Genomic DNA, 19,224 nt, shown 5'->3' with positions numbered 1-19,224 from the left:
TTGCGTCACATGGCTTTCCGGTAGTCACTTGGTGCCATACCCACCACGTTCTTGAAAGCCCGGTTGAAGGAATTATAGTTCGTGTATCCCACTTCCTCGCTGATCTCCTGAATGGCCTTATCCGTCTCCTGCATGAGCAATTTGGCTTTTTCGATGCGATGACTAATGAGCAGATCCACGAACTTCTCCCCAATCTCATCCTTGAAAAGCTTGCTCAGATACTTCGGATTAATATCGAATAGATCACTTAGGTAGTTCAGCGAGAGATCGGGATTGTTGTAATGCTCTTCGATGTATTTGCGAATCTCCAGAATATGTGATCGGTGTTTTCGGGAACAATGCAGCGTCTGCATCTGCAGCGCCAGTTCCCGGAACCCTTCCCAGCATAGTTCACGCAGATCGTCTAACGTCTCCCAGCCCTCCAGCCTTGGCAGAAGCGGGGTGAATATCGCAGCCCACGAATCCTGATACTCCCGTGGAAGTTCGGCGAATTCCCGGTTGTAATGTTGAAATAACAATTGGATCGTATTCATAATCTCCTGACGGGACAGGACGGACTCCCTGATTTGTTCAAACAGTCTTTCAAAATGCTTTTCCCACACATCGTCCGATAAGCGCATCGCTTGTACCAGCAGTGAGATGGTCTTCAGGAACTCATACACATCATTGGTCGAATTCGGCACATCACTACACGGAATGATGCGATTCATCCCCAGTACAGCCTTGTACTCCAGCGCGTGCACAGCTTCTTTCAATGAAGCTCTCAGCCCCCGAATATCAACAGCGACCCGACCAACACCGATGGTCACGGTGAAGTTCAGATACTGATCGATTCTGTCCAGATAACCATCGAGCAATCGATGCTCCGTCTCCTTGGCCTGTTCCATGTCCGGAATCCAGAGGATGGCATACAGTCGCTGATCAGAGACCCACTCAGCCCATACTTCCGTACCTTCATGACGTGCACTCTCCTGCAGAATGCTGGATAACACGAATTTCAGGAGGGATTGGTCCTGGTCATGATACTCCGTCACAAATGCATCATACCGATCCATCTCGATTACCATAATGGCCCAACGATGCTCCAACTCAGGCAATTTGAACTTCTTCATCTCCGCTGTCAGCTCAGTGCTCGTGAAGTCTCGTGTACCTTCCAGCAACTCCTGAAAGAACATTTTTTTCTGCAAAATCAGATTCTCTTCATGCTCCTCCTGATACTGCCTCGTCTGATCAATCATGCGTTCCAGCGTGGTATGGATGAATCGAAACTCATTCTCTTTACCATAGTTCAGCCCCGATTGCTTCTGCGAAGAGACCGTCTGAATCAAAGTGACAATCTGTTGAATCGGCTTGTAGTTTCTGCGGGTCACATAGATCACCCACACCACACCAATCAACACAACCACTGCAGCAAAGGCAAACCAGATATTATAAAATTGCAGCGCCCATTTGACGATTTTGCCATTATTGAGACCTGTCTGCACCTTCCAACCGCTATAACTCGACGTAAATTCAGAGAAGACTTCTCCCGACGTAGTTTTAGCAGAAGCTGTAACCCCTTCTGGCATACTGCTATCCCACAGATTGCCGCCTGAACGGTTGAAGATGTTCACAAACGTAAATTCCGGATCATACATCTGCATGATAGATTTCCTCAAGGTACTTAGGTCCACGTTTGTGACTACAAGCCCTTTGCCGTTCCCTACACTTCGCACAATCGTGATCACCTGCTCCGTCGGTTGCGAAGGAAAAGCCCGGAACGCTCGCGCCCCTACCCACTTCTGTTCATCCCTTGACCGGCTATCTGCAATAAAGTCTGCATCCGGGAACTCTTCAATTGGGACCGCCTTTCCGTTACTAAAGACGGTACCATCTCCGTATCGAACGAGATAAATCGAATCAATCAGCGGATATTCTATTTTCAATTCATCAACCACCTGGACCGCCTGAATGCCGGCATACACATCATCGCTGCCAGATACCGAGAAATAATTCTTCAAGTTAGGGTTGGTCAAAATCTCTCGCAGTACCTTGAAGTCAATGGATCGCAGGGAGTTATCCAAATATTGCGTGACCTGGGAGGCCAGGAATTCATTGGCCTTGAGCGCTTCTCTACGGTTCTGTTCATTAAACACCTGGAAAAAAATAAAGAATAAAATGGTCGTCACAATAAAGAAAACAGGCAGATACGATAACAGCAAACGTCTAAACCAATTGTTATTCATCTCCGAGATCCCCCCACCATTACTGTTCATGCTGAATGACGACAATCCTATTGTGCTGATCGCTAATTTCCCTTAATTATTCAGTACATTATATCGGATGACGTGGGGTTGTCATAGGAGAAGACTGTCCCGGTCACGGGTGACAGACGGGACAGTCTCTATATTGAATCCTTCAACAATTATTGATTCTTCTCAATGGCACGCTGGTAAATCTCAAGGTAATTACTCAGCCCAAGACCATCGAAGCCTTTGACATATGAATCCCATTCCTTATCAATGCTCTTGCTACCGATAATGAACTGTGCCATATTTGTCTGCACATAATCCTTGATAGCGGTAGTCAGTTGTGCAGCTGATTCCGTATCCTCCGGACGAATAAATACGTTCGCAGGGTACAGCTCTTTCGGTGCATAAGGTTCATACACATTGGTTGCTTGAGCCAGACGTGTGCCGTAACCCTCTGCTTCCAATGGATCCTGTCCTTCGGCAAACAGATTACGGAACGTGTTGGACAAGTCATGTGCTCCAATCTGTGACCAGCTCTCATTCACCACGACGTTTGGATCACGCTCAGGCAGGTTGTAGTAGCTGTATTTGGCCGGCTCGCCATTGATGTTTTTCTCATCAGCATCTGCCTTCTTCCAGCCCTTGCCTTCGGTTGGTCCATACTCCGCGTATAGCGCTCCTTCTTCACTAAACATGTAATCTACGATTTTGATGGCGGCAATCTGCTGTGCTTCTGTCGCTTTGTTCGTGATGGCGAACTCGAACTCACCGACGCTCTGTGTGGCGCCTGTCGTCTGCACCCCATCCGGCCCTTTCAATGGAGGAACGATCTCCCAGTGCTGGTGACGGGTGATGTCTTTGTCATAGGTATTCACGAGATAACTGACAAGCGCGGTTGTAATGGAGCCGACCACTTCATCACCTTCCTTGTTGCCCAGTTGTCCGATGGCCTGATCATTCTGGGTAAAGGAAGCCGGATCAATCAAGCCATCTGCATACAGCTTGTTCATGTATTCGAGCCCTTTCTTCCAGCCTTCCTGATTGGCGGCAAAACTCACCTTGCCATCGTTCACGATCAGGTATTTGTCGTTGTCATTGTAGATAAAACTGTTCATCAGGTAGGCATCAATGTTGCCATTCCATACATACTTGTTCGGTGCGCCCGTAAGTGGTATCTCATCCGCTTTCCCGTTACCGTTTGGATCTTGTGTCTTAAACGCCTTCAGAACGGTATACAGTTCATCTGTTGTTGTTGGCATTTTCAGACCCAGATTATCGAGCCACTCTGTGTTGATCCAGTATTTCTGTGCATACGTACAGTGGTAACATTCATTGAAGATTGGCAAAGCATAGATGTTGCCATCCGGTGCCGTGATGGCTTCTTTGAAGTATGGCTTCTCTTCCATAATCTTGGTCAGGTTCGGACCATACTCCTTAATCAGATCTTGTAGCGGAAGGAACACGCCTTGTTTTCCATAGGTTTGAAGGTCTGAGGTGGTGAACTTGCCGTGAAGAAATACTTCGGGATAATCACCACTGGCCAGCAGCAATTGTCTGCGATCCTGCAGGGCGTCCGTTGGGGCCAGATCCCATTTCAGGGTAACGTCGAACTTGTCTTCGATAAATTTGGTGAATTCATTCTCTTCCATGGACGCTTTGCCTTGCGGAGCAAAGAAGGTCATGGTTACAGGACCGCCGCTCTCCCCGCTACTGTCGCTACTTCCACCCGATTCCTCGGATGAACTGCATGCGGACAACAAAGCCATCGAAGCAAAGACCAGAAACAACATCGAAATCCAAGATTTTCTCAATCTGACTCCTCCTTTTTGTTCATAACGGCAAATTATTGAGTTGTACTGCACGTATATAAAATCGACCCCGGAAGCCGGCGTGTTCCTTCCACCTCCTCTCAAGAGGCAACCGGGCTTAATCCACAAGGTTTAACCTTTGAGGGAACCCACCATGACCCCTTTGACAAAATGCTTCTGTACGAATGGATACATAATCAGAATTGGAATACTTGCGACAACAATCAGGGCATATTTCAACACCTGCTCAAACCCTTGATCCCGCATCTGCTGGCTGGTATTGGCGAGCATCGCCGGGTCGGCAGCGTTCAGGATCAGCAGATTGCGAAGCACGTATTGCAAAGGGAATAACTTCTCGGAACGCAGGTAGATCAGTGCATCAAAGTACGCATTCCAGTGACCTACGGCATACATGAGTGTCATGACCGCCAGAATGGGCTTCGATAAAGGAAGAACCACGCTGACCAGATACCGAATATCCCGGCAGCCATCCATTTCTGCGGCCTCTCCAAGCTCTTCGGGGATGGAAGATTGGAAGAAGGTCCTTGCCACGATGACCTGGAACACCGCGAGCGCCCCGGGCAACCACATCGCCCAACGTGTATCCAGCAGGTGTAGATCCTTCATCAGAAGGTAGGTGGGAATCAGACCGCCATCAAAGAACATGGTGATCATCATGAAAATGATAATGGCTCCTCGTCCGTAGAACGATTTGCGTGATAAGGGATACGCCAGCATGACGGTCAGTGCCACGTTAATGAACGTGCCCACCACGGTGTAGATGATCGTGTTATAAAAACCGAGCATAAGCTGTTGGCTTTTGAAAATGGAGATGTAGGCCTTGATGTTAAAGTCGACCGGGAACAACCACACCTGACCGGATGTGACGGCTCGTGAAGAGCTGAACGAAGAACTGATGATATACAAGAGCGGATAAAACACCGTTAGCAATATGGCAAACAAAAAGATATAGTTAAATGTCATAAAAATGCGGTCACCGAGCGGGTCCTTGATCCGGTTACGATTAATCAGGTTAAACATGGATAAGCTCCTCCTTTACCACAAGCTGTTCTGGGATACTTTGCGCGATATGCCGTTCACGATAACCAGCAGGATCAGGTTGATAATGGAGTTGAATAACCCTACTGCCGAGGAGAAGCTGAAATTCGCACCGATCAGACCCACCTTGTACACATACGTGGAGATGACCTCCGAAGCGCTTGTATTGAGCGGATTCTGCATCAGGTATATTTTCTCGAAGCCCACGCCCATAATGCTTCCCAGACTCAGAATTAGCATGATAACGGTGACTGGAACGAGGGTTGGAAGGTCAATGTGCCAGATTTTTCGAAGTCTTGAGGCGCCGTCCATCTTCGCTGCCTCATACAGGGATGGGTCAACACCAGCAAGAGCTGCAATATATATAATCGATGAATACCCCATGCCCTGCCAGACACCTGACCAGACGTATATCGATTTGAAGTATTCCGGAATGCCCATGAAGTTGGTCATTGGGAAGCCGAGCAGTGTGAACAGCTTGTCTACCACGCCCACATGCGGGGAGAGCATCAGAATGATAATGGATACCATAACAACGGTGGAGATAAAATGCGGAGCGTAAGTGACCATCTGCACGGTCTTCTTGAAGTAACCCGTTCGAATCTCATTCAGCGCCAGGGCCAGCAGGATCGGAATCGGGAAACCTGCTATTAAGGAATAAAAGCTGATGCCTATCGTGTTTTTGATTAACAGCCAGAAGTTCGGAGACTGGAAGAAGGCTTCAAAGTGTTTGAAGCCAACCCAAGGGCTTCCCCAGATTCCTTTGACCACACTGAAGTCCTTGAAGGCGATCTGTACACCCACCATAGGAATGTACTTGAAGATCAACAGATACAACACCGGGGGCAGCACGAGCAGGTAGAGCTCCCAGTGCTTCTTGAGGCTTCTGATGAATGGATGCTGCCGCTTGGGCTCCACATGTTTCCTCTGCTGGAGTTCCAACTTGGCGGGTATGCTTTCCGTGGCTCGACTCATTTGCGTCACTCCTTCTACACCTCAAGTGTAATAATACATTACATTTACATCCCTTAAACATCTTTTTTTCTGTACGTGTTTCCTTGTTTAACACAAATGATGTAAACATTCATATCAGGTAGCGCTTTCTTGATTTGATAGTACATCGCATGGTAAACTTTTATCAATTTGCAATTTTCTCCGACTTCTCTTTATTCTATAAACCCTTGCCTGACAAGCGATTACGAGCCGTTTCTGGTGAAAATTATGTTCCTTATGTAGGATTTAAAAAAATCCGGAGGCTGTGATATCTCCCCCGGAATTGACATGGATTTCTATGCGCTTGTGATCAATCTGAACGTGTGTGTAATCGGCGCCGCACTGGTTGCGGCGGATTGTGGTAGTTCCACGAGAAGTCCGTCTTCCGTCTGCTGATACGAAAGTACGTCATCGCTACCGATGAGTTCGATACGCTCTACCTTTTCCAGATAAGGAATGACCAACTGTGGTTGTACGGTCTCATTCTCGTTTCGGTATAACCGGAAGGCATATACGGTATTGATCTCTTCCTTCTGCGTAAAGGCCCAATCTTTCGTAAAATAGGGCCCGCAGATCCGGGTTCCATAGACCCCTTCTCCGTGAGAACCCAGCCATTCACCGAGGCCTTTAATGCCTCGAATTGCCCCTTTTGGCAGACGCCCATCGGGTTGTGGTCCTACATTCAGCGCCAGGTTCCCACCCTTGGACACGACTTCGAGCAGAATATGTGCCAGCTGTCTTCCCGATTTATATTGGTCATCGAATCCGAAGGCAAAGGAATTCCCCACGGTAATACAGCTCTCCCATGGAATGTTCATCGGATGTTCCGGTATGGTCTGCTCAGGGGTAACAATATTCTCATACGGCCCACCTACTGTGCGATCTGCGGACAGGAGCCACGGCTGTGTGGTCTGGCGTGCTCGTTCCACAACTTCCCCCAGCCTGATATCCTGACCATGTCGACCTTCGCGCACCCAGCCGGCATCCAGCCACAGACACTCGATCCGCCCGTAATTCGTCAGCAGCTCCATGATCTGTTCATGTGTAAACTCTACGAATTTCTCCCACAGCCACGGATACTTATGCGGATCATACGAGGGCCCGCGCCACATATGACGTCCACGCTCCATGCCCGGTGCCCAGTAATACGGGGTATGCCAGTCCGCTTTGGAGAAATACGCTGAGATGCCAAGCCCTTTGGCCCGGAAAGCGTCAAATAGCGATCGACAGATGTCCGCGTACTTATGGGTATGAAAAGGGGTGTCCTTTCCCGTAATTCGGTAATCCGTCGTCTTGGTATCCCACATGCAGAAACCGTCATGGTGCTTGGTGGTGAACAGGAAATATTTGAACCCATTATCTGCCGCCATCTGTGCCCACTCCTCGGGCTGGAAACGAATCGGATTGAAGGTTTTGTTGAGATCAAAATACTCCCGCTTGAAGTCTTCCATGTCATCCGTCCAGTCAATGTCATCGCGCGACCAATCGCCATCCTCATCGCTCAGCGCCCAGGACTCTACGAGACCAAGCTGGGAATACGGCCCCCAGTGCATCATCAGCCCCAGCTTCTGGTCCTTGAACCACTCCAACCGCTCATTCAGCAACGGATCTTCCGGTTTGATCCACTCGTCCTCTTTGCTAAAATTGTGCACCCCGGCTTCGACAATCTGCTCTTCCTGCTCCAGTACGGTATCTTTGGTATCGCTCATCCTGATTCATCTCCTCGGATTAGAATAAAAGATAAACCTTGCATGTTACGCCTGGCCACTCCGAGTGCAGTACCATCTTTCGATCGCTGTTATCCCCGGATTTCTTTATTTCACTTTATAATTGTTGAAATCCGGTGATAAAGGCGAGCGCTTCGCTTCTTCAGATTGGTTCTGCACTCTCCGTTTTGGCGTAAACGGTATGTTTAACTATTATGGGGCGTAGTAACTCCGTTATTTCGAGTGCAGTGCTCATAACCTTCAACACTAATGCCAAGGCCGAGGTAGTAATAAAGTATCAACGTGTGAAGTACCCACGCCTTACAATGCTCCATTTACAGTGTGATCTCACGTCCCTGACGGGCTGATTCATAGATGGCACAGAGCATTTTCATTACTTCGACGCCGTCCTCGACGGGACTAAGTGTTTCTTTGCGGCCCTGTGTACTATCGATAAAATGGTTGATTTCATTGCGGAACGAGCCCATAAAGTCGAATGATTTGAAATCCACCTGTGGGGTCATGTTCAAAATGGTGTTGAATTTCTCGCCAATAATCGAAATTTCCGGCTCCAACTCGGCACCGCCTTTGTCACCGTATAACTTGACCGAAGTCTCATCCGCTTTGGCATGGAGTGTGAAACTGACATCCACGAGTAAGCTTGCACCGTTCTCGAAACGAATCAGGGCATTCGCCATATCCTCCACGGTGTTCTGCTCCGCGTCATAATCGGCTGCTTTGTAGAACGACAGATTGTTAATATTCGAGCGATTTCCCAATCGGTTGGATACGTTAGCGGAGACGGATTTCACCTTCGGTCTGCCCATCAGATACCAGCAAATGTCGATCACATGCACCCCGATATCGATCAGTGGGCCGCCGCCGGAGCGGTTGATATCCGAGAACCAGCCACCTGGGTTGCCCAAACGACGTAGACTGGAGGCTTTGGCATAATAAATCTCGCCCAGTTCACCCTCATCAATAAACTTCTTCAGAATCTGTGCATTGTCGCTATAGCGGCGAACAAAACCCACTTGCAGCAGCTTTCCGCTGCGATGAACGGCCTTCTCTACTTCAAGGGCATCCTCCACGGTTTGACAGAGTGGTTTCTCACACAGCACGTTTTTTCCCGCGTCCAGGGCAGCAATACTAATCTCAGCATGGGAGTCGTTCCATGTACAGATGCTGACGGAATGGATCTCAGGCAGTGCGAGCAATTCCTTGTAATCGGTAAACACATGAGGTGCATTATATTGCTTCGCGACTTCTGCGGCACGCTCTGCATTCAGGTCGCAGATGGCGTATATTTCAACGTCAGGATTACTGGCATAGGCTTGCAAATGGCAATCGGATATGGATCCGGCACCGATGACGGCGACTTTCAATTTGGACATAGAGCTGATTCCTCCATCGTTTTCATATGAATTGACTCAAGAAATTATAATATCGGCTTAACGTAACGACGGTGAATGCTTGGACTTTCGGCCGCTGTTGTCTGCAAATTTCTTTTATTTGACCGCTCTAGCGGTTGAAATCCGTACACAAAGGCGGTCGCTAACGCTCCTACAGTTCCAAGCTTCCCCTCTGTTACTCACGCCTTCTTTAAAATTGGATTCAATTTTATTCATTTAAAACAAGTACTCAGCCCTATGCCTCATCCCATAGGCGGCGGACGTTATCCATGGCAATGCGTGATGCGGTTTTGCAATCCTCCATACCTTCAAATTCAACCGAGATATATCCGTCATACCCGGACTGCTTCAACACACGGAATACCTCAGGCATGTCGATATCGCCATGGCCCACAATGGCTCCGCGCAGGTAATTACCGTGCGAGGTTTGGAACCAACCTTCACCGGGGTTCCGGTAGGAAGGTCTCCAGTAGAAGTCTTTGGCGTGCACGATCGACGCGTACGGAATGTTATTTTTCACCGCACTCACCGGATCTTCATCCACACAGAGGAAATTACCGACATCCAGGGTGGTCTTGAAGTTACTCCGCGCCGTTTCGTGCAGCAAACGATGAATTCGCTCACTTGACTGCACATAGTACCCATGGTTCTCCACGCTGGTTGTAATTCCAAAACCGGCTGCATAATCGGCTATCCGCTGACAAGCCTTCACCAATATCGGCAGATCCATCTCGAACTGTGCTACGGTTCCTTCTGGCGCAGGTCGGAAAGCCACGTCATGACGCATCAGCTTCACGCCGAGCGCTGCAGCCACATCCACATGTCGCATCACATTCTGGATCTCTTGCTCCAACGCATCGGCATCTTCCTGTACAGCAAAGTTAGCGCCGATGGCATAATTGGAAATATCAATCCCGACCTTTTTTGCGACAGCTTTAATCTCATCAATCAGCTTAGGATTATCGATCAGACTGAATCCCATTGGAACAATCTCCACATGTTCCCCACCCTGATCAGCGATCCAGCGAATGGCATCCGGCACGGTTAATTCTTTGCGATCCAATGCTTGTTGCAGACTGTAGGTACTGAGTCCAACTTTCATTTTTCCTCATCCTCTCCTGTAGTCAACGTCCATACCCAACGTATACCTTTTTCCGGCTGACACCACAATTGCCAATAATCGTTTGGCTCACCTATTTTCCTTTTCCTAGCCCAAATCCGGTGTATCCACAAACGTCACGGCCAGATCAGTCGTCTGGTGGAGTTCAAATACAATCATTTCATTCTCACCTTCGCGAAGGAGCGGGGCAGGTACGTACAACGTTTTTTGCGGGCCTTTATTCCAGTATCGACCCAGATTGAATCCGTTTACAAATACAACACCTTTGGTCCAGTGATCCAGACGCAGAAAAGTATCACTTACCCCCATGACTTGAAAACTTCCCCGGTAAAAGGCTGGCCCTTCCCCCGGTCTCTCTCCTTCTTCATCCCCTGCCGAAGAGGGCTCGTTAAATTTTAGACCCGACAGATCGGTTAAGGGCAGACAATGAATCGTCCAATCATATAAAAATTGAAAGCCATGTCGCACTCCCTCCGTAATCCCCTTTGGATCTCTCAGGTACGGACCATAATTAATTCGCCCCATATTTTCCACAAGGATCAATAGATCTGCACCCTCCGGAGGGACTTCAAAGGAAATCGAAAATGCGGTATTTCCACGTTCCAGCACGCCCTGAAATTGCCCATTAACAAACACAAGTGCACGATCACGTACCTCCTGAACCACCAGTTCCTGTCGCTCCCTGGGTCCGGATATCCGGGTTTGATAACAAATAAATCCATAATCCTGACCCAATTTCTCCATTGGTTCCGGATTCGTACGCTGTAACGGGACGGATATCCGGTCCAACTGCGCCAGTAATGCCGCCTGCTGGTTCAACTCCACGCGCCCATAGGCGATAGTCCCCTTCGATTCTGGCAGCACAAGCTCACCCAGACTGTTGTCGCTATACCGAGCAATAAGATCACGCACCGCGTGGAATTTTGCTGTCGGCTCCCCGGATTCACTGAGCAGTGAATCATAGTCGTAACTTGTAATCGTTGGTTCGTATTGATCCTTCTGCTGACAGTTCGCCCCGTTATAGAATCCAAAGTTCGTTCCCCCATGGAACATATAAAAGTTAACCGAAGCTCCTGCCCGAAGCATCTCCTCAAACACCCCAGCCACATCCGCGGCTTCCCGGGTATGATGCAACTCTCCCCAGTGGTCGAACCAGCCGTTCCAATATTCCATGCACATCAGTGGTTCTTCTGCCTGATATTCACGCAGCTTGGCGAACGCCCCCTGCGTTCCTGATCCAAAATTGACCGTAGCCAGATGCCCCGGCACCGATCCCGCTTGCAGCATAGGGTCCGTCGGTCCGTCGGAGGTAAATAACAACACATCCATACCGCGCTCCACCATGCCATCACGTAAATATTGCAGGTAACTCGCATCATTGCCGAAGCTGCCGTATTCATTTTCAATCTGCATTGCAATAATCGGCCCGCCATGGGTGCTAAGAAGGGGTTTTAATTTGGGCAAAAGCACATCATAATATCGATCCACATTCGCCAGAAATTTCACATCATTACACCGCAGACGAATCTCATCATCAGCCAGCAGCCAATAAGGCAATCCGCCAAACTCCCACTCGGCACATATGTAAGGACTTGGGCGAACAATCACATGAAGACCCACTTCTCCCGCCATGCGAATAAACCGTTCCAGATCCGCCATGTTTTCAAAATAATACTGCCCCCGCTGAGGCTCATGAACATTCCACGGCACATACGTTTCCACTGTATTGAAACCGCAGGCTTTCAGCTTGAGCAGCCGATCCTCCCAATATTCGGGGACCACTCTGAAATAATGAATCGCACCCGACAAAATCCGAAGGGGCTCGCCATCATACATGAATTGTGAACCTTTATACGTTAGCAACGCCATTTGACAGCCCTCCCCGCTCACTCAGATATATGCCTAACCCGGACAACGCAGGGTACCATCTGGATTCATGAATGGTTACTCGCATGCTTCTCAATGTGACCTGAGGAAAACAGCAAATTCGCTTATACCCAACCACCGTCCCCGTGTAGAATTCTTCCCAACCACCATCTGCCTTCTGTGACTCCAGTGTAAAACGCTCAATCCGTTGGCCTGTCTGAATATGTTCCATCAGCACCACCCGGTCAAATGATCGATCCTCCTGCAAGTCCAGCTCAATCCAAGCCTGCTCCGTTCCTTCATGCGGGCACCAATATGTATCCCGTCGTTCCGTCAGCACCTCCGATACGGCATGTTGATCATCCATCGTCTCCGATGCTTTTACCAGCGCCTGCAAGGCCAAATTTTCCTGAAAAATGGTGCGCAGCGAAGCTCCCAATTCCTGTAGTCGCTCCACATCCCGTTCGTGAATGAGACCACGCGTATCCGGTGGAAGATTAAGTAAAAAGGTGGCGTTGCCCCCCACTGCACCATAATAGACGGCGAGCAGTTCTTCCAATGTTTTGACCTGATCATCTTCACTTGCATGATAGAACCATCCTGGGCGAATCGAGGTATTCACCTCGGCAGGGTACCAGATCAGTTGGTCACCTTGGGAACAAATGACCTCTCGACTTCCCAAATCACTGTCCTGCGTATTAATTCTTGTGGCAAACTCACCATCATCCACCTGCTGTGATTGTTCCTGAATCTTCTCATTATCCTGCATATGCGCTGGCACAACGCTCCATTCCGATTCCCGCGTATGCCCCGCCTCATTGCCACACCAGCGAACATCCGGGCCGCATACCGAGATGACCGCTTCGGGCTGTAGTTCACGAATAAGCGCATAATAGGCGTCCCAGTCATAGACCTGCCTTTTGCCATTTGGCCCTTCTCCGCATGCGCCGTCGAACCATACACAGAAGATGTCGCCATAATTCGTAAGCAGCTCGCGTAACTGATGGAGGAAAAATTGGTTATATCTCTCGAAATCTCCATAAGTGGATTCATGCCGATCCCAAGGAGACAGGTACACGCCAAACTTCAATCCACCCTCACGGCAGGCATTGGCGACTTCCTGAACCAAATCCCCCGCACCGTTTCTCCATGGACTGGCTGCAACCGTATGCGCTGTAAACTGGCTTGGCCACAAACAAAATCCATCATGATGCTTACACGTCAAAATCAGCCCCTTCATCCCGGCGGCCTTGCACGCCTGCACCCATTGCGCTGCGCTCAGTTCAGAAGGATTGAAGATAGCCGGGTCTTCCTCCCCAGTGCCCCATTCCCGATCGGTGAATGTATTTACCGTAAAATGAATAAACGCATAGAACTCCATCTCCTGCCATCTTAACTGGCGTTCCGAAGGGCTGACCTGTGCTGCGGACTTGATCCATTCGGCTGATTGCAGTTCTTGATTCATGGCGTATCACTCCTTTTATTTCGTGCATTCCTATATCACTGGACCAATATCACTATTGATTGGACCACTACGCATTGCACTACTGTTCATGAATCGCTGTGATGCAAGCAATAACTGCTGCTTGGCTCGAGCGATAAGCTGCGAATCTGCAGGATGGTCGAAGCTTCCTTCACGGCGTACGCCTGATCCCATATGGATCTCCGTGATCCCCGTCTGACTCACTAGCTTCTGAATCCCCTCTATGGTGACCCCCGCCCCTGCCATGACAGCGATGTTTAAGGTTTGCCCCAGTTCCTGAAGCTGTTTCAGTTCCAGTATGGCTTCAGGCGCTGTCCGTCTCCCTCCCGATGTAAGCACACGCTCCACGTTGCCCCATGTGTTGATGGCCTTGAGCGCCTCAGTCAGGCTTGCGCTCACATCAATCGCACGATGAAATGTAACGCCCAACCCCTGAGCTTCGGCCATAAAGGATTGCAAGGATAGAAGGTCCACTTCACCAGCTTCTGTAAGGGCACCAATCACGATGCCAGCCGCTCCAAGTTTCCTCGCCAAGCGTACATCCCGGGTCATGGCGTGGATGTCATCTGCGCTATAGCGGAACGAGCGACTATGGGGACGGATCATGACATACACCGGGATGGAGACTTGGGATACTACTTGCTCCATGACACCATAACTGGGGGTAAGGCCACCCTCGGACATCGCAGACACCAGCTCAATTCGATCGGCCCCTCCCTCCTCAGCTGCCTTGGCATCTTCCACATCCACAGCAATGACTTCCAGTACAGGCTGTCTGTTCAACTGTCCTTTCATACGCACAACTCCCTTCACCTCATCGATACGCGCATCAGCGCACCAACACCCTACATGTTCCATGACATATAGGACCGACAAAGCACATTATCAGCGCTCCTGCGGTCCTTTTTCATCGTTATGAGTAACGGTCAGCTTCCAGAACGCAATCCGATCCCTTTTCCACGTATAGGTGATATATAGATGCTTCCCTTGGGATACGATTGCCGGATAAGAGTATTCCCCTGGTTCATTTTCAAGCACCAATTCATCCCCCCAGGTCCGACCATTATCCGTTGAAAAAGCAATCACCAGCGGGGTTCGGGAACTCTCTGTTGCATGTCCACTGACCGGATTGTAGACAAGTGCCAGCAAGCCATGCTCCGTGAGTATGGCATCAATACCGCTATTGTTGTTCGGCAGTTCTGTAGTGTAGGCTTCACACCACGTGCGACCACCATCTTGTGAATCACTCCGAAAAATAACCCCTTCGGTACTGCGCAAAAACATGTGAACACACACTCCACCAGAAGACCACAAGGTGGGCTGGATCAGCCCCTTGGCAAACCAATTTTCCGCCCCGACATAGGTAGACAGGTCCATCGGCACATGCGCACTCTTCGTCCATGTCTCCCCGTGATCTGTTGAGATATCGACAAATGATTCCCAGATCTGCTTGCCTGATACATCAGGGTCCAATCGTTCAATGGATGCAGGTGCCAGAATTGTTCCATCCTCCAGCTGAATTGGTTTGTTCCGAACCGGCCCACGACCACCAATATCTCCTGCCACCAGTTCACGCGCAGTCGTCCACGTACATCCACCGTCTGCTGAGCGAATGATGCGGGTGTGCCAATCGGTAATTTCATGCCCTACCTTATAAAAGAGCATCAGCGAATCACCCAGTGCAAATAACACCGGATTCCAGTGAGCTATACCCTCCTCATCTGCGACTTTACGTGGAACAGACCATGCTCCGCTATGATCCATCCTTGCGAGCCAGATCGCTACATCACTCGCCTTCTCATGCTGACCTGCAAACCAAGCGACCAGTAGATCACCCGCTGGCAAGACAGCAATCGTGGACGCATGACTGCTCTGAAAAGGCTGACCTTCCTGAAAGATATATTGTTTGTCAGCAATGATCTTCATGAGTGGATTCTCCTCTCGGAACCGGAATGGACTAACAAATAGAGAGTGTAACGGACATCCTGTTATTTGCTTGATTTATTTTGTTATTTTTGTTATTTACAATGTTATTATCGATTAGCAATAGTCTAAAACGTTAGGTTCAGAACGTCAATACAAAAAAGACACCCCAAGGGTGTCTCATGTCTCCGATAACTTTCTGGTTATCCGAGCTTTTTCTATTTTTTACGCCGAGCCTTCGTCATTCGATTAAACATGATCAGTGCAGCAATGATCATGGCTATCATGGCAATATTACTTGCCACTTCTTGTGATAACCCGAACAGAACGCCCAGGTTAGTCACCAAACCTCTCACAATCAGCGCCACCACAACCAGCAGGATTGGACTCAAAAAGTTATAATTTCTCATTCTTGGCAACACCCCTGACCCCATTGTTCAGAACTTCAAATTCCCTAACACTATCATAACAGTAGCTATTCCGCGTTACAACAAAGGACACCGCGAGCAGTGTCCTTTGCCAATTCAACAACATATTCTGGTTTGGATCTCTTCTACACCTGCTTGAATTCGATCCAATCAATCTGGAGACCCGGTTTCGTGAAGTCCAGTTTCAATTCATACAGTCCTGCTTCAAGATCTACTTTGACAAGCTTCTGTCTGATCCATTTGCCTTCTGTACCATTCGTTTGAATGGTAGTTACCAACTGATCATTCAGGAGCAGGTTACATGCACTTTGAGCCAGTTCCGGCTCTGGGGACATGATCTGTACGATAATCCGGTAATGGCCAGCCTCGTCCACTTTCATGTAGACAGGTTCAGCTACCGCAGGTTTCACCTGTGCGTTCTCAACCAACGCCTGAGCTTGTGCAACCGATAGAGATGTATTTGCTTGGAACGAAGCGACATTCTCCACGATCTCGTGTTTTCTGCCGGACACCGGTGCGTTCATGATGAACTTGCAGATGTTGATTGCCGAGCGTTGCAGCTCTCCACGAGTCAATGTTCCATTTTCCAAAGATTCAATTGTGTTGTCGTCCCAGCCATTGATCTCTGCGCCGTAGTTCGGTACAACCATGTAGAGATCATTCTGCGCACGAATCATCCAGTTCGTGTATTTGCGATCAGCCTCTCCCCCTTCGGTCACATCGTTCATAATGGCCCACCAGTCGGTCATTACGATCCCCTCGAAATTCCATTCGCCGCGCAGAATTGTGGTGTTCAGGTCGTAATTAGATGCTGCCCAGTGTCCATTAACCGGGTTGTAGGAGGTCATGATGGAGTTCGCTCCGCCTTCTTTGACTGCGATTTCGAACCCTTTCAGGTAAATTTCACGCAGTGCACGTTCGGAGACAACGGCATCTACTTTGCTACGGTGTTTCTCCTGGTTGTTGCAGGCAAAGTGTTTCAGTGTAGCATTGGAACCACCCTTCATAATCCCTTTCGTACATGCTGCGGCAAATACACCCGAGATCAGTGGATCTTCAGAGAAGTACTCAAAGTTCCGGCCATTGAGCGGGCTCCGGCGGATATTCAGTCCAGGTCCGAGCAGAGTATCTACCTGATTTCTCAGCAGCTCCTGTCCCTCCATCACATACAATTCTTCAACGAGATCCTTGTTCCATGTCGCGGCAAGCAACGTACCAATGGATACCTGTGTTGCTTTCTCTCCACTATCCATACGAATACCGGACGGGCCATCTGCCGTACATGCTACCGGAATACCGTAATTGAACAAGCTGTCGCTGACACCACCAAATGCAGATGCCGTTCCCGAAGTAACGAGCGGGCTGCTCATGCCTTCGCCACGGATAATCGCCGCCAGATCCTGATCACTCAGTTGAGCGATGAAGGTTTCCAGGCTCACTTTGCCAGCCTTAACGTCACTCAGCTTGTAGCCTTGGTTGCCCGTCTGCTCCAGCGTTTGCGGGAGATTCTCTTCAATCCGTTTTGCCATGGATATCTTACGTTTCGGTACTTCTGTATAAATCAGTTCATAAGATCCATCTTCCTTGCGCGCATCTGGTTTCATCCGTGTAAAATCTTCAGTTGGCGCCATTGCTTCCTGCAGTTGCTCCACCAATTGAAGGGATTCAATCACATATCCATCCTGGCCATCGATGCTAACGTGCTGCACTTGTTTCACACTGGTTCCTACATGCAGTCGATATGTGCCTTCTTCCAGAACATATGCGGAAGCATGACCTGTAACGCCCGCATCATCATAGGATGCCATGTCATGGATTGGGAAGCTGATCGTCAGCAGTTCAGACTCGCCCGGCTGCAACAATCCTGTTTTACCGAAAGCCACCAATGCCTTCACCGGTTGTCCCAGTTTGCCTTGTGGTGCTTCATAATAGACCTGCACAACCTCTTTGCCTGCATAGGTTGTACCCGAGTTGGTCACATTGACACGGACTTCAATGCAGGTTTTGCCGTCTTTGGACACTGATTTTGCTTCTTCATGCTGGACCAAAAACGTCGTATAAGACAGGCCGTAACCGAATTCAAACTGAACACGCTCAGGTCGAAACGTTTCGAAATATCGATAACCTACATAGATATCTTCCTGATACAGGTTCTTGAACTCATTACCATAGTTGCTGGTTGAAGGATAATCTTCAATGGAATATGCAATCGTATCTGTCAGTTTACCGCTTGGTGTAACGTCTCCCGCCAGCACATCAGCAATCGCGTTACCGCCCTCCATACCGCCATGCCAAGAGTAAATTACGCCTTGGATCGGATGTAGATACGTTTCGTTTAACCAGCTCATGTCGATGATATTCGAGACATTCAGCACAACGATCGTGTGTTCAAATTGCGAAGTGACTTGCTTCAACATCGCTTTCTCATCTTCTGTCAGTTGGTAACTTCCTGGCGCATCCGCATTATCCTGGTCTTCTCCTGCTGTACGTCCAATTACAATAATGGCTTTGCTAGACTTGCTTCTGGCTTGTGCAACCAGTTCATCCGTCAAAGGCATTTCTTTCTGATTCCACGGCTCGGCAGCCCATACTTTTCCGCCATCATCAAATGGATTTTCCTCAATCCAATTCTCATAGACCGCTGCCAGCTCTTCATTCACGGTAATATTCTTTTTGCTGCGCAGACCATCCAGCAGATTGGTTGTGTACGCCACATGAACACTACCGCCTGAACCTGTGCCACTGCGATAATAATTGACTTGAATTCGACCAAAAACTGAAACGTTTTCGTTTTCGCGAAGCGGAAGCACTTGCCCTTCATTTCTAAGTAAAACGGCTCCTTCTGCGGCAACGATACGACTAAACTCTGCAAACCCTTCCAATGGAACTCCGATTTGATGTGTGCTCAATGATTTCCCTCCTGATTGTCATCCCCATACCTACGAATCGCTATATATAAAATGAACTATATAAATTGAACTAAAGAATATTTACACTGGACACTCCGGTGACAGAATAACCTTCCGATCGCTGTTATCCCCAGATTTTATGAATCCCTCTTATATGGGGAAAATCCGGGGATAGCGAATGCTTCCGATGCAGCTTTCTTTCAGAAAGCTTTTAGGCGAACGCTTTCGCTTCTTGAGGTTTTTTCTGTCCTCTCCGTTTCGTGTAAATGTTTAGTTCAATTTATAT

The 19,224-nt window shown here is 48.8% G+C and carries 13 protein-coding genes; all 13 read right to left on the bottom strand.

Annotated elements, in window-relative coordinates; all coding sequences use genetic code 11:
- Nucleotides 1-5: 5 nt before the first annotated feature.
- Nucleotides 6-2,225 carry a helix-turn-helix domain-containing protein gene (locus ACE3K2_RS22880; RefSeq protein WP_421895433.1) on the bottom strand — a complete coding sequence of 740 codons (2,220 nt, stop codon included), beginning with the start codon at nucleotides 2,223-2,225 and terminating at the stop codon, nucleotides 6-8.
- Nucleotides 2,226-2,404: 179 nt separating this feature from the next.
- Nucleotides 2,405-4,042: an ABC transporter substrate-binding protein gene (locus ACE3K2_RS22875; protein ID WP_421895430.1), complete on the bottom strand. Its 1,638-nt coding sequence runs from the start codon at nucleotides 4,040-4,042 to the stop codon at nucleotides 2,405-2,407.
- A gap of 129 nt (nucleotides 4,043-4,171) precedes the next feature.
- Entirely contained in the window at nucleotides 4,172-5,080 is a 909-nt protein-coding gene (locus tag ACE3K2_RS22870; RefSeq protein WP_339298813.1) for a carbohydrate ABC transporter permease, read from the bottom strand.
- 15 nt (nucleotides 5,081-5,095) lie between these two features.
- Nucleotides 5,096-6,073, bottom strand: a complete 978-nt coding sequence (locus ACE3K2_RS22865; protein WP_421895426.1) for an ABC transporter permease — start codon at nucleotides 6,071-6,073, stop codon at nucleotides 5,096-5,098.
- A gap of 314 nt (nucleotides 6,074-6,387) precedes the next feature.
- Complete coding sequence (locus ACE3K2_RS22860) at nucleotides 6,388-7,800, bottom strand: alpha-L-fucosidase (protein ID WP_421895423.1); 1,413 nt, start codon at nucleotides 7,798-7,800, stop codon at nucleotides 6,388-6,390.
- Between the two features lie 332 nt (nucleotides 7,801-8,132).
- The gene (locus ACE3K2_RS22855; RefSeq protein ID WP_133387250.1) at nucleotides 8,133-9,191 is read right to left on the bottom strand and encodes a Gfo/Idh/MocA family protein; all 1,059 of its coding nucleotides are present in this window, start codon (nucleotides 9,189-9,191) and stop codon (nucleotides 8,133-8,135) included.
- A 253-nt stretch (nucleotides 9,192-9,444) separates the two neighbouring features.
- A complete protein-coding gene (locus ACE3K2_RS22850; RefSeq protein WP_421895419.1) occupies nucleotides 9,445-10,311 on the bottom strand; it encodes a sugar phosphate isomerase/epimerase family protein in 867 nt (288 codons plus the stop codon).
- A gap of 105 nt (nucleotides 10,312-10,416) precedes the next feature.
- Nucleotides 10,417-12,198 (bottom strand): beta-galactosidase, encoded by a 1,782-nt coding sequence (locus tag ACE3K2_RS22845; RefSeq protein ID WP_421895416.1) that lies wholly within the window; start codon nucleotides 12,196-12,198, stop codon nucleotides 10,417-10,419.
- Entirely contained in the window at nucleotides 12,179-13,660 is a 1,482-nt protein-coding gene (locus ACE3K2_RS22840) for an alpha-L-fucosidase (RefSeq protein ID WP_421895413.1), read from the bottom strand. Before ACE3K2_RS22840 ends, ACE3K2_RS22845 begins: the two co-directional genes overlap by 20 nt.
- A 30-nt stretch (nucleotides 13,661-13,690) precedes the next feature.
- Nucleotides 13,691-14,473 carry a copper homeostasis protein CutC gene (locus tag ACE3K2_RS22835; RefSeq protein WP_421895410.1) on the bottom strand — a complete coding sequence of 261 codons (783 nt, stop codon included), beginning with the start codon at nucleotides 14,471-14,473 and terminating at the stop codon, nucleotides 13,691-13,693.
- A gap of 90 nt (nucleotides 14,474-14,563) precedes the next feature.
- Complete coding sequence (locus tag ACE3K2_RS22830) at nucleotides 14,564-15,604, bottom strand: sialidase family protein (RefSeq protein ID WP_421895407.1); 1,041 nt, start codon at nucleotides 15,602-15,604, stop codon at nucleotides 14,564-14,566.
- Nucleotides 15,605-15,819: 215 nt separating this feature from the next.
- Entirely contained in the window at nucleotides 15,820-16,011 is a 192-nt protein-coding gene (locus ACE3K2_RS22825; protein ID WP_062837718.1) for a hypothetical protein, read from the bottom strand.
- Between the two features lie 143 nt (nucleotides 16,012-16,154).
- Nucleotides 16,155-18,938, bottom strand: a complete 2,784-nt coding sequence (locus tag ACE3K2_RS22820; RefSeq protein ID WP_421895404.1) for a glycoside hydrolase family 3 C-terminal domain-containing protein — start codon at nucleotides 18,936-18,938, stop codon at nucleotides 16,155-16,157.
- Nucleotides 18,939-19,224: the final 286 nt, after the last annotated feature.

The sequence above is a fragment of the Paenibacillus sp. genome, assembly GCF_048976745.1.
In the GTDB taxonomy this organism is placed as follows: Bacteria; Bacillota; Bacilli; order Paenibacillales; family Paenibacillaceae; genus Paenibacillus.
The sequence above is the reverse complement of the archived record's forward strand: the minus strand, read 5'-3'. Positions and strand labels throughout refer to the sequence as shown.

Bases quoted from the DNA above. Each gene is read 5' to 3' on its own strand.
- ACE3K2_RS22880 (WP_421895433.1), bottom strand. From the start codon at position 2,225: ATGAATAACAATTGGTTTAGACGTTTGCTGTTATCGTATCTGCCTGTT.
- ACE3K2_RS22870 (WP_339298813.1), bottom strand. From the start codon at position 5,080: ATGTTTAACCTGATTAATCGTAACCGGATCAAGGACCCGCTCGGTGAC.
- ACE3K2_RS22865 (WP_421895426.1), bottom strand. From the start codon at position 6,073: ATGAGTCGAGCCACGGAAAGCATACCCGCCAAGTTGGAACTCCAGCAG.
- ACE3K2_RS22860 (WP_421895423.1), bottom strand. From the start codon at position 7,800: ATGAGCGATACCAAAGATACCGTACTGGAGCAGGAAGAGCAGATTGTC.
- ACE3K2_RS22855 (WP_133387250.1), bottom strand. From the start codon at position 9,191: ATGTCCAAATTGAAAGTCGCCGTCATCGGTGCCGGATCCATATCCGAT.
- ACE3K2_RS22850 (WP_421895419.1), bottom strand. From the start codon at position 10,311: ATGAAAGTTGGACTCAGTACCTACAGTCTGCAACAAGCATTGGATCGC.
- ACE3K2_RS22845 (WP_421895416.1), bottom strand. From the start codon at position 12,198: ATGGCGTTGCTAACGTATAAAGGTTCACAATTCATGTATGATGGCGAG.
- ACE3K2_RS22840 (WP_421895413.1), bottom strand. From the start codon at position 13,660: ATGAATCAAGAACTGCAATCAGCCGAATGGATCAAGTCCGCAGCACAG.
- ACE3K2_RS22835 (WP_421895410.1), bottom strand. From the start codon at position 14,473: ATGAAAGGACAGTTGAACAGACAGCCTGTACTGGAAGTCATTGCTGTG.
- ACE3K2_RS22830 (WP_421895407.1), bottom strand. From the start codon at position 15,604: ATGAAGATCATTGCTGACAAACAATATATCTTTCAGGAAGGTCAGCCT.
- ACE3K2_RS22825 (WP_062837718.1), bottom strand. From the start codon at position 16,011: ATGAGAAATTATAACTTTTTGAGTCCAATCCTGCTGGTTGTGGTGGCG.